At 36.9% G+C, this 16,425-nt stretch carries 15 protein-coding genes and 1 tRNA gene; 8 read left to right on the top strand and 8 right to left on the bottom strand.

Features of this window, described 5'->3' with window-relative positions:
• Window positions 1-31 precede the first annotated feature (31 nt).
• The 4 genes from AC06G9_RS22400 to AC06G9_RS22385 all read right to left on the bottom strand — a co-directional run bounded on the left by AC06G9_RS22400 (window position 32) and on the right by AC06G9_RS22385 (window position 3,832).
• Entirely contained in the window at window positions 32-1,138 is a 1,107-nt protein-coding gene (locus tag AC06G9_RS22400; RefSeq protein WP_293928952.1) for an aminotransferase class I/II-fold pyridoxal phosphate-dependent enzyme, read from the bottom strand.
• A gap of 9 nt (window positions 1,139-1,147) precedes the next feature.
• Window positions 1,148-1,756: a hypothetical protein gene (locus tag AC06G9_RS22395; protein WP_045755814.1), complete on the bottom strand. Its 609-nt coding sequence runs from the start codon at window positions 1,754-1,756 to the stop codon at window positions 1,148-1,150.
• 157 nt (window positions 1,757-1,913) lie between these two features.
• On the bottom strand, window positions 1,914-3,008 hold the full coding sequence (locus AC06G9_RS22390; protein ID WP_248755141.1) for a hypothetical protein: 1,095 nt from the start codon (window positions 3,006-3,008) through the stop codon (window positions 1,914-1,916).
• A gap of 11 nt (window positions 3,009-3,019) precedes the next feature.
• On the bottom strand, window positions 3,020-3,832 hold the full coding sequence (locus AC06G9_RS22385) for a sigma factor-like helix-turn-helix DNA-binding protein (protein WP_480957266.1): 813 nt from the start codon (window positions 3,830-3,832) through the stop codon (window positions 3,020-3,022).
• Between the two features lie 1,536 nt (window positions 3,833-5,368).
• Between AC06G9_RS22385 and AC06G9_RS22380 the strand changes: the two genes are divergently transcribed.
• The gene (locus tag AC06G9_RS22380) at window positions 5,369-5,845 is read left to right on the top strand and encodes a helix-turn-helix domain-containing protein (RefSeq protein ID WP_045756244.1); all 477 of its coding nucleotides are present in this window, start codon (window positions 5,369-5,371) and stop codon (window positions 5,843-5,845) included.
• Window positions 5,846-5,892: 47 nt separating this feature from the next.
• Here the strand turns inward: AC06G9_RS22380 and AC06G9_RS22375 are convergent, their stop codons facing one another.
• The 4 genes from AC06G9_RS22375 to AC06G9_RS22360 form a co-directional block, all read right to left on the bottom strand.
• Window positions 5,893-6,642, bottom strand: coding sequence for a LytR/AlgR family response regulator transcription factor (locus tag AC06G9_RS22375; protein WP_045756245.1), 750 nt, complete (start codon window positions 6,640-6,642; stop codon window positions 5,893-5,895).
• The gene (locus tag AC06G9_RS22370) at window positions 6,639-7,685 is read right to left on the bottom strand and encodes a sensor histidine kinase (RefSeq protein WP_434442855.1); all 1,047 of its coding nucleotides are present in this window, start codon (window positions 7,683-7,685) and stop codon (window positions 6,639-6,641) included. Before AC06G9_RS22370 ends, AC06G9_RS22375 begins: the two co-directional genes overlap by 4 nt.
• An 11-nt stretch (window positions 7,686-7,696) precedes the next feature.
• On the bottom strand, window positions 7,697-8,314 hold the full coding sequence (locus AC06G9_RS22365; RefSeq protein WP_480957265.1) for a tetratricopeptide repeat protein: 618 nt from the start codon (window positions 8,312-8,314) through the stop codon (window positions 7,697-7,699).
• A 95-nt stretch (window positions 8,315-8,409) separates the two neighbouring features.
• A complete protein-coding gene (locus tag AC06G9_RS22360) occupies window positions 8,410-10,554 on the bottom strand; it encodes a TonB-dependent receptor (RefSeq protein ID WP_480957264.1) in 2,145 nt (714 codons plus the stop codon).
• A gap of 228 nt (window positions 10,555-10,782) precedes the next feature.
• Here AC06G9_RS22360 and AC06G9_RS22355 point away from each other — a divergent pair.
• From AC06G9_RS22355 to AC06G9_RS22325, 7 genes are all read left to right on the top strand, one after another.
• Window positions 10,783-10,855, top strand: a tRNA-Lys gene (locus AC06G9_RS22355).
• 215 nt (window positions 10,856-11,070) lie between these two features.
• On the top strand, window positions 11,071-12,369 hold the full coding sequence (locus AC06G9_RS22350; RefSeq protein ID WP_480957263.1) for a hypothetical protein: 1,299 nt from the start codon (window positions 11,071-11,073) through the stop codon (window positions 12,367-12,369).
• A 277-nt stretch (window positions 12,370-12,646) separates the two neighbouring features.
• The gene (locus AC06G9_RS22345; protein WP_248755146.1) at window positions 12,647-13,123 is read left to right on the top strand and encodes a hypothetical protein; all 477 of its coding nucleotides are present in this window, start codon (window positions 12,647-12,649) and stop codon (window positions 13,121-13,123) included.
• An 8-nt stretch (window positions 13,124-13,131) separates the two neighbouring features.
• A complete protein-coding gene (locus AC06G9_RS22340) occupies window positions 13,132-13,590 on the top strand; it encodes a hypothetical protein (protein WP_346569442.1) in 459 nt (152 codons plus the stop codon).
• A gap of 89 nt (window positions 13,591-13,679) precedes the next feature.
• Window positions 13,680-14,726: an aminotransferase class I/II-fold pyridoxal phosphate-dependent enzyme gene (locus tag AC06G9_RS22335; RefSeq protein WP_293928985.1), complete on the top strand. Its 1,047-nt coding sequence runs from the start codon at window positions 13,680-13,682 to the stop codon at window positions 14,724-14,726.
• Window positions 14,727-15,003: 277 nt separating this feature from the next.
• Window positions 15,004-15,288, top strand: coding sequence for an HU family DNA-binding protein (locus AC06G9_RS22330; protein ID WP_021189241.1), 285 nt, complete (start codon window positions 15,004-15,006; stop codon window positions 15,286-15,288).
• Between the two features lie 18 nt (window positions 15,289-15,306).
• A complete protein-coding gene (locus tag AC06G9_RS22325) occupies window positions 15,307-16,137 on the top strand; it encodes a tetratricopeptide repeat protein (protein ID WP_045754268.1) in 831 nt (276 codons plus the stop codon).
• Window positions 16,138-16,425 lie beyond the last annotated feature (288 nt).

The following is a 16,425-nucleotide window of genomic DNA, read 5'->3' as shown; positions in this document are numbered from 1 at the left end:
AAAATAATAGCAACATGCTGTTTTGCTTACTTCATAGCGATAGGTTTTCTTGTATAAGAGATGCCAGCAATCGGATATCTTCTTTCGTATTAAACGTATGAAGGCATATCCTCAGACGTTCTTGTCCCAATTTTACTGTTGGAGAAAAAACCGCGTAGGTCTGTAGGCCTTTGTGCAATAGGACGTCTCTTAATTGCAAGAGTTGCTCATTATTTTTTACCGCAAGTGCTTGAATAGGACTTTCTTTTGCAGATAGAATCGGGAGACCCTGTGATCGAAAAAACTGAATATTTTGTTGCAGCTGATCAGCTAAAGATGGATGATTAAGGATATACTGATACCCCATTTTTAGCTGCATCCACGTCAGATCTGTTGGTGCTGTACTGTATATAAATGGTGAACCAAAATTGATCAAATAGGATTTGACGATAGCCTTACATAGTACCGCAGCTCCATGACATCCCATTGCTTTGCCATAAGTAACAAGAGTCGCGAAAACGTTGTTTTGTAAATCCGATCGATGAACCAATCCGTACCCAAATACTCCAAAAGCGTGTGCTTCATCGACGATTAAAGAAGCGCCATATTTTTCAGTCAACTGTATTATTTCTTTCAGCGGAGCGAAATCGCCTTCCATAGAATACAGGCTTTCAATAGCGACGTAGCAGATACCTTGGGTACGTTTGAGTTTATCTTCGAGATCTTGAAGATTATTGTGTTTGAATTTCCACTTTGTTGCGGTAGACATCATACATCCATCGTGTACAGATCGATGGATATACTCATCGACAATCACGGTTTCTCCTTTTTGTGGTAGGCATGAAAATAAAGTTAGATTTGCGATATAGCCCGATGGAAATAGTAGCGCGGACTCTGCGTGATGAGTTTGGGCAAGAAAATCCTCTGTTTCAAGTGCGACTTGGGTATGACCGCTTATGAGTCTAGATCCCGTGCTTCCGCCAATCAAAGTATGATCGTCTTGTATTGCTTGCAAAACTTCTGCATGGAACTCTTGGTTACGGGCCATACCCAGATAGTCATTGCTATAAAAGTCAGTTGCCTTAGCACGAGGTTTGAGCGCTCTTAAAAATCCTGATTCGGATCTTTGCATCAATCGGGTCGCCAATAAACGATACATCTTCTCTGTTTAATTGATGTACGATCCAATCGCCGAAATCCATTCTTTATACAAGCCTTGCTCTATAGCCTGTATATCCTCGGCATAGCGTTCCCAATTGGGCGAAAACAGTTGAAGCTGAGCAGTCATTTCTTCCAGATGCCCTTCTTCTTCGAGAATGATAGATTTTACCATTACTTTGCTTTGCTCTAGGTCGAGTGTATGTTGATAGATGGGATAAAGTTGATCAGCACGAACCTCAATAGCGTAAGTCACAAAGAGGTAAGCCGCATGCTTAAGCGCTGGTCCGCAGAGATTAAAAGTATCTTTGAGGTAACGGCAAGATTTAATATCCAACTGATGTAGGTATTGTCTGGTATATCTTGGAGCAATGAGATACTTGTCGTCATAAGTCTTGCACATATCGTTACTTAATTTTCCAATCTGTTTTTTCAGATAGTACGCATGCCGGTGTTCTTCAGCGGCATGTTTGAGCTGAATAATATCTACTTTTGTGGAGTGTTCACATTGTGATATTTTTCTAGCACCGGCATTTTCCATAAATGATAGTGTGTTCAACCACTTTGCGTGCAGTTGATCTTGTTGGACAATATGTCGGATTACTTGGTGAATATCCATAGCCTTAATTTTGAGACAAAGGTATTGCCCTAGTAAACACGTATCATGTGCCAGTTTTAATTTTTCAGCTAGTCCGGATGAAAAGCTTATTAAATTTGTTAAGAATCGAAGTTTTTTATTTTTTGTGTTATTTAATTCTGATAGTGAGTCGATTATGTCATTCAATGATCACGTGGATTCCTGCCAATTTTGCTTTGTATTTGATCTTTTCCATGAGGCCGTAGTAGCTCCAATTACGCAGTAGGAAGTCATCCTCTTTGGCTAATCGTTCTTTGTTAGATTGATTGACCAAGAGCAAGGTACCTGCTTGCGATTTGATACATATATCAATAAGTCTACGGCTGTACAGGTGTAGTCTACTATCGACATAGTTTTTTTCTTTTTCATGATAATGATCGAGACTTTTGAGTTTTCTTTTTCTTCCATTTCCACCCTTATTATAGGTGGAAGCTTTCTGTAGGCGATATCTAGCAGCCTGTATCGCTATACGTCGGTATAGAAACTCCTCTTTTGAGCCGATCTGATAGTTGTCTCTATCAATAGCCACTGAAATCGGATGTTCGATGGATAATGATGCTTCGGCGATGATATGTTTGTTTAGTGTATGTTCTTTATTGGGTATTTCTAGTGCGAGGAGTATAAATATCTTGCCTTTTACGATTTTAATGGAACTTGCACAGATTTTGAGTTGGCCGATCAATGCGCGTTGCAGAAGTACGCGTTTATCGGTTCTATCTTTTCCTAAATAAGTGCGGAATGGGATTTTAAAGAGATTCAGTTTAAAATCTCGGCTATGCTCATCATGACTTAATTTAAGTGACCGAGAAGAAAAGGGAATAGGCATATCTTTCTTATAATTGCGCAGGGAACGCTGTCCTTTCCAATATGCTAAGCGGTCAGATTGAAAATTTTTTATCAGAGAAGTATTCACCTTCGATAATATATCAGTAGGAATCTGTCCTTTAAAATAGCTTGAGAGCAGTCGGTATGTGGTATTCATACGTGACGTGTTTAGTATTCCCTCCCCATCAGTACTGCTATCGGTTAATGTTACTTTAACATCTGTTTTGAGGTAGATCAGATCTTTTATATTTTCTTGTACATATTGATGCGTAAGCACTAGATTTGCTCCCCGATACACAATATCTTGCCATTCGTATAATTTTTTAAAATATTCACTACGTTTTTCTTTATCATCGCAGTCGATGAAAATTTGAATTTTGCGAGTTAATATAGTCGTTTCACTGGCCATAATCCTTTACTTTAAGCAATTTGTTTACTAGGTTTTATTTTACTGTGCGCTTCTACAAATAACTTTTTAACGGTCGTAGGATCTAATTGTAGCTGTTGTGATATTTGCTCGAAAGACAACTGTAGTTCATAGCGCATGTGAAATATCTCGAATTGTTCATCCGTAAGATTTCCTTGCGCTATCATCTTTGGATTTTTGCTCACCTGACCTATTTTTTGATTACTGTTTAAGATCGCACGTAGCGTTCCAATTGTTTTTTCCACTTGCATATTGACTTCATAGTCCGATATGCCACCCAGATAATAAGCTATTCGTTCATAATTGAAGCTGTATTGTAGGCAAAGTTTAATGAAGAGCTGCTGTTCGATATTTAATGAAGGCAACAGGGTGTATATTTTATGTAGTTTATCCTTATTCTCATCCTCTAGTCTTTCCACATCGATCAAGTCTTCGACACACTCTTCTTTCGGCTCATATTCGTCCCTAAACTCTTGTTGATTTTTGAATGCATCTAGCTGTAAAAGACTTCTGTGAAAACGATTTCTAGACTTGTTGTAGTATGCATGGACTGCCGTGCGAATCTGAGTTTTTAGAAAGTTGAAAATATCTGCTTCGCTATGTACATTTTCGCGAAATAGCCACAAGCGTAAGAAAGCTTCCTGGGTGATACTCTCTGCAATGCATGTATCCTGTATTGCACGGTTGGCTCTGCGGTAGCAATAAGGATAGAAGTGCTGGTAGAAAAAATTAAGTCCCTTCTCTATGCCATTGTTCAGATAAGTAATTTGAATTTTGGTATTTTTTTTAATGTAAAGTTTGTTCATATTTCGATCTCTAATTGGTTGAAGATTAAAAAAAAACGTAGTCAGCTCCTATTTCGGTGGATTTTTTTATGGGTCGAAGCAGGACAAGTTGAGTGATTTATGAATGGGCAAATTGGTATTGAAGTGAAAAATGGGAATCTGATTTTTTTTAAAGAGCTGCTATTCTTTTTAAAGTCCTTTTAATTTTGAAAGGCCAACAAAAGGCTACTTAACTCAAAATTCAATGTTGTAATGACAGGCTATATAGCTATGAAAAGTCAAGCTTATATATCGCTATATTAAAACTTAAAGAAATAATTTAAGTCTTTTTTTAGGTCTTTAGTGAGTGGCTATTGCCCTCACCCTACGGCTGTACAAGCAACCTCCATACATGTTTTATAAAAATTAGATCAGGATATCTAATCGCTAGCTTTCTCACCATACAATTTATATCGCTCAATCGTAGACTATATCTTCAAGCACGATCAGGGTTAGCGGTAACAGGTAAGGGCATGTGCTCTAGCCCTACCTTGCTACCGTGCTCAATTAACCCTAAAGAGTTAAGTTCGCAATATTCTTAATTAATCTTTGATAAACCTGCAATTTTCCGGTGAGCTGCTACGATAGGAATATCTCCTCATCAGACAGCTCCATACTCGATAAGTATAAAAGTCCTTTGTTGTATATACCAGTGAGCCTATAATTTTAACAAACATAGCAGGGTTTTATTAAAATATAGTTAGGGTACTTGATGAGGCGATTAAACGCTCACCCTGCGGCTATACAAGTCGCCTCGATGCCTATGCTGTATGAGTTTGCAGACATAGGACATGTCGTTCTTCATGGTAGATGAATGTGTCATATTAAGGTGTCAAGTATAAAAATATGTCGCGCCAATATGTAATAGTAATCAATAATGAATGAGATTATTAATGCAATTATATAATGGTTGTGATAGTTTAAGTTTCATCATTAATTAAACTTAAACATAAACATAATTGTGTATCGCTTCAAAATTTGGGGTCATAAACAAGACCAATATGAGTAGACCCTAATTATATGTTTACCAATGCAATTTTGGAAAACATAAAATAGGATCAAAATCCATGATCATCTCATCTAGATGTGGCCAGTAGCTTTAACTATTGGAGTATATAACTCATGAATGGACCTGTTTAATTTTAAAGTATTTAGTGAGTAGTCATGCCCTCACCTTACGGCTCCACAAGAAGCCTCGATCTTTCAATACCAGTATGTCAAAGAACTTGCAAATGGAATCGGTCAATTTGGTAGAAAAATAACATCAGTTGTTTTTTACACAAACAAGCACATTTCCTTATTCTTACATTCTAACGCGATCGCTTAAGGATTATAATTGGTAAAGTCGTCCATAATATAGATCGGTTACTTATCTTTTTTTAATATCATCATATATTTATTCAAATTGCTGATCATGCTTGATATTGATACAAATATAATAGTAATTGGATTATTGAGCAAATAAAATTACACTTTTATTTATATTTTATTTGCGCAAATAATTATTCTATTTGTTACGTGTCAAGTAATAATGAAAATACAATTATAGATATTGGGATCCGGTTTCGTAAGCGAAGAGATGATTTGCGTTACTCTCAACGAGATGTCGCACATATGACCGGACTTACTATCAATACCATTGCTGCGGTTGAAAAAGGAAAGGGTACAACCATCTTCAATTTCTTATCGATCTGCCGTGCCTTAAAGATTCAACCTAAATCAATTTTTGAAAAAGAAATAGATTTAAAACCCTTATATGATATTGAGCCAGAATCTAAACGGCGCATTGAAACAACACAAAAGCTAGATGATTTGGTTTATAATTCTGACTTTTTTGACACCCGAAGACGTGTCTCGGAAGTATTGGCCAAACTGAAATCGGATAAAAATGACAGTAATAAGTTTTCTGTTTACCTAACAGAATATTGTAAGCATGATGTGTTAGAATATGAAAAAGTAGGCAACTTTAAGCTGTATATAAAAAAACTAAAATAAGGGTAATCAAACTCCGATCTCAAGCTAGATCCATGCATTTTGTTCTACTATCTATCCAGCCATTTTTTAAAATCATTGACTTTTTCTCGGCTCACGATCATATCCGTTTGTTGATCATGATGTAAATAAACACGTAGTCTTGAATTGCTGTGAATGGCGATTTCTTTAATATGTTTGATATTGATCAACTGGCTGCGATTGATCCGGAAGAAGAGATTGGGATCTACGAGCTGCTCGATCTGATCTAAGCTTAGGTCTAATAAATAATCGTGCTGATCCGAGCAACGACAATAAGTCCCTTTGTTCGCACTATAAAAGCAACTGATCATGTTTGTTTCAATCATTTTAATTGAAGCGCCTATCTTGATCGTAAAACGCTCTTTATAGTGCTTGACCTCATTGGTCAATAGTGATTTTATCTGAGCAAAATCAAAGGTCGGACGAGACTGAAATTGTTGTAAGAACTTATTGAAAGCAAATACCAGTTCCTCATCGATAATGGGTTTTAATAGATAATCAATACTATTGAGCTTGAAAGCCTTGAGCACAAATTCATCATATGCCGTTGTGAAAATCAATGCTGAATCAACAGTTTGCCCTTCAAATATTTCAAAAGATAGCCCATCTGATAGTTGGATATCCATCAAAATTAGGTCTGGATGAACATGCGTTGCAAACCATTCTTTCGCTTCTTTAACAGTATGTAACATGGTTTGGACGGTATAACCCATTTTTTCGATCTTTCGTTTCAGTAAACGTGCAGATGGTAATTCGTCCTCAATAATGATGATGTTCATGATGCTTTATTTTCTTTTTTTATCAATGGGAGTCCTACAATAAAATGATCAGTAGTTTTGGTTACCGTTACTGGATGCTTGGTCAATAGTGCATATCGCTCTTTAATATTCTTCAGCCCTATTCCCATACCGTTTATACTTTCTTTTTCTTGCAAATTGTTTTGGATGATAAGCCTGTCGTATTCTTTAAAGATGTGGATATGCAATTGGTTATGAAGACTAAGGCTGTTGTGCTTGATCGCATTTTCAATTAAAAGCTGTAAGGCCAAGGGTACGACTTGTTCATCCTGCTGGATATCTCCATCAGCAATATGAATCTCCAGCGATCCTTCAAAGCGGATCGCCAAGAGATTTAAAAATATGCGTGCGAAACTGATTTCTTGGCTGGCCTCTACAAGGCTTTTGTCTTTTTGTTCCAGTACATAACGGTATACTCTCGATAAGGAAGTCGTAAAATTAACCGCTTTTTGCGGATCTTCTTCGATTAAACTTGTGAGTACATTCAGACTGTTGAATAAGAAATGAGGGTCTAGCTGATTTTTTAAAGATTCAAATTGAGCATTGGCAGACTTGGTGAGTGCGGTCTGTTTCCTGAGCTGACTCTCTTTATAAGCTTTATAAAAATAGAAACTGAATATTAAAAGAGAAACAATAATACTGATCAGAGTCATATTAAAATAAGTCCCAATATGTTGTTTGGCTACAAAATCTAGTAAAGACTGATCGACTGCGATTTTGAGGATAGCAAATCTGATGATAAAAACAACGATCGGGGTTAGTACTGCAGTTGCTGGTATAAACAATAATATTCTTTTCACATAATGTGAATTTTGTGGAAATACTTGACAGACCTGACGGTATAAAAAGGTATTTACAAGATAAAGGAAAAAACCAGTTAAGAATCCTGATAACATACCTTTGGATAAGACAAAAGATCTTAAATCGAAATTAGGATCAGAAGCAAAGTTAACAGCGGTAATGACAGCACTAATGATGAGCGTAATGAGCAGGGCATTTATGCAAAGTGTTTTAAAAGGTTTCATCTTTTCCTATTTTACTGACCGCAGTTCTGAACAATCTGCTCCGCTCTTTCTTTACCCCATGCTGGAGCAAAAGGAAGTGCTGGTTTATGAGTCTCAAACAAATCTAGTGCTTTCTTCACAGCTTCGCACTCTTTGCTGATATCTTGTTTAAAATATTTTTTGCTTCCGATCTGAAACTCCGCAAGTCCTAATACCGCACGGGGATTGTTGGGATACAATTGAATTGCCTTTTCATACAAAGCGTAGATGGTCGGTGCTAAGGTCTTGGATTTTGTCATTGGATCTGTCGTCAATTCTGCAACCAGGTTCATTGCTTTTAAAGTCAGCCATTCCGAATTATTGTCTTGGCTGCTTTTGTTAAGGATGATTTTGGCGTTTTGGATCAGTTTTAATTTTTCCTCCGGATCTCTTATGGAAAAGGCAGTAGTTGTCCCGATGAGTGCTTGATAATAAAGTGGAATCCAATTATCAGGCTCCGCTTGTGCAATCCGTTCAAATTGTGCTGCTGCTTCGGTTGTATTTCCAGATTTCCATAGTGCTAAGCCTTGGGACATTCCTTTCTCATAAGGGGACTGTGCATAGGTGGCGACTGAGAATAGGGCAATAAATGCAATTATTAAAGTTTTCATATTGATATTGTTTTATACTATCAAATTTCATTATTTATCTAAATGCCAACAATTTTAATGTGCTCAATTGTTGTATTTATGGGACGAACTGTCGATTATAAGTTGTCTAGTTGATTTTGTTTTTTATTTGAAGATAGGGTCCAGAAAAATCCAACAAAAACAAATCGCTTGGTACTAGGGGTGATCGCAATACGATTGTATATACCTTGCTGATTTGGCTGATCGGCATATTGATATCCGTAGATCGGACTACTGCCCAGTAGATTATTGACAGATAAGTGAATGATCTTTTGTTGCGATATAAGATAGGACCAGCTGGCAGAGAGTGTATTGTAGGCGTCTGTCTTACGCTGTGTGTAAGACGGGAGATTAGGATCATGGTAGCTCCTTCCAGAAAGATAATTGTTTGTTAAACTGACTTGAGAGTGCAGAGCATTGATCCAATATTTTGCTACTACCGATAGGGTGTGTTTGAATAAATAGGAAGGGGTGACGGAAAATGGAGCATCAGTTTCATTACGTTTGGAGTCCGTGTAAGCATAGGATATCCAATATTGTAAGTTTTTGATCGACCTATTATCTCTGAAAAACAGATCAATACCCTGCGCATACCCTGTCCCTGTATTGGTAAATATACTGCTGCTATTGATGCGAGGGGTATCGTACTTGATCAGGTGATCGTATGTTTTTCTGTATGCCTCAACACGGACTGTCCTTCCTTTTTTTTCGTAATAATAATTGAGGATGTAATGATGCGCTTGTTGCCATTTTATTTGCTTATCGTATATGAGCATCTCCGGTGGCCCCTGTTGATGAAAATCACCATAAGCAAAAGAAAGCTGGTTGTAAGGATCGATGAGGTAGCCTAAAGAAAATCGCGGCTCCAAGAGAAAGGGTTCAGCAGTGCTTGAAGTCCCCCGAATACCTAATTTTGCAATGAGGTTGTTATTCATGGCATAGGTGGTTTCAGTGTAAAGAGCAGCTATAGAAGAGGTGGAGGAGGCTTCTTTGCGTATACTTGGGCTTGTAAAATCCTGTGTAAAATCAGTATAGAAATAGTCTATCCCAAAGATGCTTTTTAACCGGTTGTTCCATGATTTTGTGAACTTTTCTTTCACATGGACAGCGATCTCTTGATGTGGCATACCCATGCTGTCTGCTTGTAGTTTTTCATTTAGATAACCGATACCCATACCTGATTGCAAGTCCCATCCGCCACCGAGATTTTGCTGGTAATCGGTATTGGAATAACTGTTGTATGCCCTCTTTTTGATCGCTATAGGATGAGTATAGTTGCTATTTTTCTGATATAAGCCCATATCTTCAAAATTGAACGAAGCATAGGAGCTGATAAATCCAGCTTTTAATTTTTGACGATAGATGAGTTCTCCAGAAGCGTTTTCATAGGGTTTAGTCCAATCAATGTTGGGCGTGATGATTTTACTGTAAGGCTTGAGGTTGGTGTAAGAAGTATTGAAAGTAAGGGATTTTGTTTTCCAGTTTTGTGTATTACTCAGACCTGCCCCAACAGAAGAGATGGAAATCTCAGTTTTGTTGGGTTCGATTTGATTCGCTGTATTGAGAATCAGTACACTGGAAAGGGCATTTCCATATTCAGCAGAGTAGCCTCCGGTAGAGAAATTGATCCCTTTAAAAAGAAACGGTGAGAATCTTCCTCTTACAGGAACATCATTGGGAGAAGACGTATAAGGCTGTGGTACTCGAATACCATTGATGTAGGTCTGTGTCTCTGCTGCACTTCCCCCATGAACCATCAATCTTCCATTTTCTCCTGCTACCTGTGCGCCGGGAAGTGTCGCTAATGCTCCAAAAATATTACCCATACTCCCTGCCGTAGTGACAATATCCAACGGGGTCATCACGGTGTTTTTGCCCTTATCTCCAGCCTGCAATAGACCCGCTTGGATAACCACTTCATCCAATTGCTTTGCTTGCTCTTGGAGTTGTATCTGCAGGGGCTTATTTTGCGCGAGATCGAAGGGTATCGATTTAGATTCACGGCCTATTGCAGTAATTTTTAAAAGTTGATTTCCAACTTCGTACGTCATAAATGAAAAATTACCGAGGGAGTCTGTTGTGCCTCCATCATATGTCCCTACAATGAAAATATTGGCGTACTGCACCGCCTTTTTATTGCCGTCTGTGACGTTTCCATTGATTTTTATTTGACCGGAGACTTGTATAGAACAAAAAAGGATGATGGATAGGATGTACTTCATGTTTTTTCTAATTTGACCTGAAAATGTGAAGCTTTAGCCAGCGGAACAAATAAGATTGGATCAGTTGTTGGATTATGGGGATGAGCTGTTTATTGGTGGATATGAACGGAATTTGGTCAGATCGTCATGTTAATTGTATTCACTAAAACTGGTTGTACTTATTTGACTGGTTTTTTTATTTTTTTGTTTGATATAAAAAAAATCTAAGTTACATTTGAATATAGACATGACTTTGTAGCTCAGCTGGTAGAGCAATTGACTCTTAATCAATGGGTCGAGGGTTCGAGCCCCTCCGAGGTCACTTGATATAGAAAAGCTTTTCCATTTGGAGAAGCTTTTTTTATAGGACATAATTGAAGGAATCAAACCTGAAAACCAACATAAAGGTTTTTGCATTTTGCTAGAAGACTATAGGTTTGGTTGAATCTGATCATTGTAGTACTCGTCCAAGACACTTTTATAAATTTTTATTAAATTTATAATTTTAAATCAAACCTACAACTTTCTTAATTAAGTATGAAGAAGCTAATCTGTTTTACATTACTATTTATTTTGGTATGTTCCACTTATGCTCAAAACCAAGTCAAAGAAGAGTCTATCCGCTTATTTTTTAATGAACTCAAGGCAGCATCAGATGGAGCGAAACAATTATGGAATCAAGATCTGTACGGTCCTACCCTATTGATTGATCCCAGTACCCGAAAAATATATGCAAATGAATCGGATAACATGGGCACTCTAGCGCCCAAGGACAGTATTTATATTGGAATCCTACCTCAGGATGTAAATTTTTCCAACACGGCATTGGACTGGAACGGTAAACGTTGGGGGATGATCATGCTGCCTTTGCCAGAAAATAGAGACGACCGTATCAATCTGCTTGCTCATGAGTCGTTTCATCGGATACAGCCTGATCTGGGATTTGCACTGCACAATGCAGATAATAAGCATCTTGATGAGATGGAAGGAAGGATAAGCCTTCGACTTGAAATGGAGGCTTTGAAAAAGGCACTTCGTTCATCAGATCAAGATGAAATACGAAAACACTTGACCAATGCTCTGATTTTTAGGAAATATCGTTATAAACAATTTGCAGAAGGTGCAGTAAATGAAAATCTGCTTGAGATGAATGAGGGAATTGCGGAGTATACAGGAATAATTGTGACCAGTAGACAGGATGAACAAACAAAATCCTATTTAATTAATGGTATGGAGCGTTTACTGAAAAACCGAACTTTTGTGCGCTCATTTGCCTATCAAACTATTCCTTCTTATGGCTACATCCTTTATAAAAAGGATCATGAATGGAATAAGCAGATTAACGCTAATACAGATTTAACAGCCTTTTTTATCAAAAAATTCGAACTTAAAATCCCAAATCCAACACAACAGATTTTCAAAAAATTAGCAACAGCTTATAATGGGAAGATCATCTTTGAAGAAGAGACAACTAGAGACATCGAAAACAAGCGAGTAGTAAAAGCGTACAAAGAAAAATTTGTCGAATCGCCTCATTTTGAAATAAAGTTTGAAAGTATGAATTACTCTTTTGACCCCAGGACCATTATTCCTATTGGAGCATATGGGACTTACTATCCTACAACTCGAATCACAGATAATTGGGGTATCCTTACTGTTGAAAAAGGAGGATTGATCAGTGCTGACTGGGGAAAAATTTCACTTTCTATTCCAATTTCGATTGATAAGAATCTAATAAAAGGAGATGGATGGATGCTTGAACTCCATGATCAATATACTGTTGAGGCGGATGAACAAAAAAGAAATTATTATCTGAAAAAAAACGTCCAAAAATAAGTTTTTAGATCCATTTTAATTCAGCATGTACCATTTCAAATGAAACACTTACCTATTGATTCGTATGATACAATCAAAAGTATGGGGTCAAAAATTGTATCCTGAATCGCTTTTTAAGTAATTTTTTCCGCTTCTTCTATTTTTCGGTAAGTAGATCGCTGTAGGTGGTACAAAAATTTTAAAATGATATGTTGTTTTTGTGACTCAAGAAAAACGTTTTTAGATATTAATTGTTCTGATGATATTGATTAATGTTTATACTTCGTATTTTAGCTACATGAATATAAAAAGATTGACCATCATTTTTATTGGATTATTATCATGTTTTGGAGTATTTGCGCAAAATAACCCATTACCAGCGCATAATAATTGGATATTTGGACCATCGGTAGGTTATCAGTACCAAAGTGGAAGTTTCTTGAAAGCATCTGCTTGGGGATTATTTGCACCGAATGAGACACAATATATGAAAATTGATGCAGGTGCAAATTTTACTTGGATGGGAGGAAAGACAACCGTTATCCCTGAATTGGGATTTACTTATTATGTCAATGACTTTATCTTACTCCCTTTTGTAAAAGCTGAATTGACACCCTATACGGTAACTCCGAAGGTTGGAATCAGCATTTTCTCTCTGCTTGACTTTGGTGTAGGCTATGGTTTTGATTATAATACAAAAAAAGATTTTAAGCAGATTAAAGGTGTCAATTTATCTTTAGGTGTCAATATTCCCTTAAACTTTCATCTTTATTAGGCTTGATTATGAAGAATTTTGTCATTAAAGTAATTTGTATTGCTTTATTCAGTATTGGCCTGCAGGCAAGGGCACAGGAGACTTTATATGGTCCTACGTTGAGTTACCAATACCAAAAAGGAAGTGCTATAAAAACAGGAGGTTATTTTGCTTTTGCCTTTTTAGGTGAAAATATTTTGAAAACAGATGTAACGGCTAATTTCACCTGGACCCAAAATAAGTTTGCTGTAATTCCCGAACTAGCTTTTTCCTTCTATCCCCAATCTTGGGTCGTTGCACCCTTTGTGCGAACAGAAATCACTCCGTATACCATAACTCCAAAGGTGGGGATCTCGTTGGCGACTATTTTAGATCTGGATTTTGGATATGGATTTGCTACGGCTGATAAGCAAGACTACCGTCCAATTAAGGGATTTACAGCTTCTCTACGTTTTAACATTCCACTCAACTACAAACTCAATATGTAGTTTTCCGTTTATCCATGATGACGGATAAACTTGTCATGATCGCGATCAATATGCTGAGCGATTTGTATTTTAAAGTGAGCGATTAAATAATGAAAGATTTTAGAAATCTGCACCAATCGACTGGTCGGCTGATTCACCATCATCAAAAAGATTATCTTTTTTTTGGAGGGACAGCATATTTAGGGTTGTTGGTCAATGAAGCCTATATTGATGTGTATAAGGAGGGCTTATCCAGATACGGATTAAATAACGGAACCTCTCGTAATAACAACATACAACTTGATATTTTTGATGTAGCGGAACATCGTGCAGCGAGTCGATTTGGTTTTGAGGCTGCCCTTTTGGTATCCAGTGGTTATTTGGCAGCGCAGTTGGCCGTAAAATCTCTTTCCTCTGTAGGAAAACTTATTTATGCACCCCACACTCATCCAGCACTGTGGTTAGATACAAATCCGCAAGTGGTGGGAAATATGGATTCTTGGCTTATTCAAACGGTACAACAGATCAATAATGCGGTTGATGATCAACAATTTGTGATTGTTAGTAACTCCATGGATAATTTGACTCCAGAACATTATGATTTCAGCCCTTTGTTGACAATAAATCCCGATAAAAAAGTGATTTTGTTAGTCGACGACTCACACGGAATTGGGGTGGTGCGTGCCAACAGAACTTCTACTGATCTATCTATATTTGAGGGTTCGGCCATTGAGGTGGTGGTTGTTGCTTCATTGGCAAAGGGTTTGGGTACGGACGCAGGAATGATTTTGTCGTCCAATAAATGGATGGAAAGATTTCGGAAATCACCCTTTTTTACTGGGGCCTCCCCTGCTTCTCCTGCTTCGATGTATGCATTTACGCATTCGCAAGATATTTACATGGCCGCATTCGAAAAACTGCATCAGAATATAGATTTTTTTGCCAATTTAATAGGCGATCGTCTGAGCCATATCCCTAATTTTGCTGTTTTTAGCTCTACTGAACCTGAGTTATATGAAAAATTGGTGCAAAATGGATTTCTGATCTCTAGTTTTCCATATCCTTTGGAAACAGACCCTCCTTTGAATAGAATTGTCTTAAGCAGCTTACATCAGGAGGAAGATTTGAAAAAATTAGCCCAGATAATATGTGCTTAAAAATAAAGTCATCGGCTTATCATTTGTTTCACGTGGAATGATAAAAATAAAATTAAAGGTTTGATATTCAGTAATAAAGTGTATTTTTGTGATTCTTTGAAAAATGAGTTTAGCGATGTAAAATGGCTAAGCTGTTGTAAATGATCTCCTTTAGAATAATTTTAAAATAAAAAAAATGGTTAAATTATTTCCAAACGTCATTTTAAAGAGATACTTTTGCAACCCCAAAGTACATTGGGTTAAAGGTTGAGAAATAAATAATTACAGTAAAATTGATATGACTAAAGCAGAAATTATTGCAGAAATCTCTAACAAAACTGGCTTAGAGAAGGTAGATGTTCAAGAAACCGTAGAGGCATTCTTCAAAGTGGTTAAAAACGCAATGGTGGGTGGAGAAAATGTATACGTAAGAGGTTTTGGTAGCTTTGTTGTTAAAAAAAGAGCTGAAAAAACTGCTAGAAACATTTCTAAAAATACAGCGATCATCATCCCTGAACATTTCGTTCCTAGCTTCAAACCAGCAAAAGTATTTGTTGAGAAAGTAAAAAACGGCAATAAATAATCTTAAAAACAGATTAAAATGGCAAAAACCAAACAGATTATAGTAGTAGGCGTGGTTGCAGCATTAGTTGCGGTACTATTTGCACAACCTATCAAAGGTTTGGTAAACGAGAAGGAGGAATCTGCTGAAAAACAGCAACCTTCTTCTGAAATCAATTTGGAGAACATATCGTTAATGACAAAACAAGGATTAGATGCAAATTTAATCAAAGATATTTCCGATATTGAGACCCAAATTACAAAGTCATCTGGAGAAGAGAAAGTTTCTTTACTTCAAAAGTTGGCCGTAAAGTGGGACGATCTGGCTAAACCGGCACCTCAAGGGTTCATTTACGAAGAGATGGCTAAAATTTCTCCGAAATATGAATACTGGTTGAAAGCAGGAAATTCATATCGTACTGCTTACACAAATTTACAAGACTCTACTTTAGCTCAAGCTTTGACGCAAAATGCAATTCGTTCATACGAAGCTGCTTTGAAATTAAATGCTGCTAGTTTAGAAGCGAAAACAGGATTGGGAGCTGCAATGGTCTCGGGTACAAATAACCCAATGGCTGGAATTGCTTTACTTCGTGAAGTGGTTCAGGCAGATCCAAAAAATGTAGAAGCAAACAAAACTTTGGGATTGTTTTCATTACAATCTCGCCAGTTTGATAAAGCGATTGATCGTTTCAAAACAGTTATTGAATTGAAACCAGATGCGGAATCTTACTTTTATTTAGCCACAGGCTATGAAAATATTGGGATGAAAAGTGAGGCGGTTGCTGCTTTTAAACAAAGTAAACAATTAGCTGCTGACCCTTCCCTTTCACAATTTATCGATCGTAAGATCGCTGAGTTGAGTAAGTAATTAATTTAGTTTATAATCATTTAAAAAAAATTAGCTATGCCAAGCGGAAAAAAAAGAAAAAGACACAAAATGGCTACTCACAAACGTAAGAAACGTTTAAGAAAAAATAGACACAAGAAAAAATAGTCTTTCTTGTATAAGACTCCGATAGTATATTGCTGCATGAAAATAACGCAATTTTAGTATGGAAGTTTGATAATCTACACGTAATTTATTGCGTGTAGATTGTTTTTTTTTATAAAAAACGTTCTTTAAGGTTTAATCAGATACAATAGAATTAGCAGGGTA

The sequence above is a fragment of the Sphingobacterium sp. MAE genome (assembly GCF_056711605.1).
The sequence above is the reverse complement of the archived record's forward strand: the minus strand, read 5'-3'. Positions and strand labels throughout refer to the sequence as shown.

Coding starts and splice junctions, on each gene's coding strand:
- AC06G9_RS22350 (WP_480957263.1), top strand. CDS start 11,071: ATGAAGAAGCTAATCTGTTTTACATTACTATTTATTTTGGTATGTTCC.
- AC06G9_RS22375 (WP_045756245.1), bottom strand. CDS start 6,642: ATGAACATCATCATTATTGAGGACGAATTACCATCTGCACGTTTACTG.
- AC06G9_RS22365 (WP_480957265.1), bottom strand. CDS start 8,314: ATGAAAACTTTAATAATTGCATTTATTGCCCTATTCTCAGTCGCCACC.
- AC06G9_RS22340 (WP_346569442.1), top strand. CDS start 13,132: ATGAAGAATTTTGTCATTAAAGTAATTTGTATTGCTTTATTCAGTATT.
- AC06G9_RS22360 (WP_480957264.1), bottom strand. CDS start 10,554: ATGAAGTACATCCTATCCATCATCCTTTTTTGTTCTATACAAGTCTCC.
- AC06G9_RS22345 (WP_248755146.1), top strand. CDS start 12,647: ATGAATATAAAAAGATTGACCATCATTTTTATTGGATTATTATCATGT.
- AC06G9_RS22330 (WP_021189241.1), top strand. CDS start 15,004: ATGACTAAAGCAGAAATTATTGCAGAAATCTCTAACAAAACTGGCTTA.
- AC06G9_RS22390 (WP_248755141.1), bottom strand. CDS start 3,008: ATGGCCAGTGAAACGACTATATTAACTCGCAAAATTCAAATTTTCATC.
- AC06G9_RS22325 (WP_045754268.1), top strand. CDS start 15,307: ATGGCAAAAACCAAACAGATTATAGTAGTAGGCGTGGTTGCAGCATTA.
- AC06G9_RS22395 (WP_045755814.1), bottom strand. CDS start 1,756: ATGGATATTCACCAAGTAATCCGACATATTGTCCAACAAGATCAACTG.
- AC06G9_RS22370 (WP_434442855.1), bottom strand. CDS start 7,685: ATGAAACCTTTTAAAACACTTTGCATAAATGCCCTGCTCATTACGCTC.
- AC06G9_RS22385 (WP_480957266.1), bottom strand. CDS start 3,832: ATGAACAAACTTTACATTAAAAAAAATACCAAAATTCAAATTACTTAT.
- AC06G9_RS22400 (WP_293928952.1), bottom strand. CDS start 1,138: ATGTATCGTTTATTGGCGACCCGATTGATGCAAAGATCCGAATCAGGA.
- AC06G9_RS22335 (WP_293928985.1), top strand. CDS start 13,680: ATGAAAGATTTTAGAAATCTGCACCAATCGACTGGTCGGCTGATTCAC.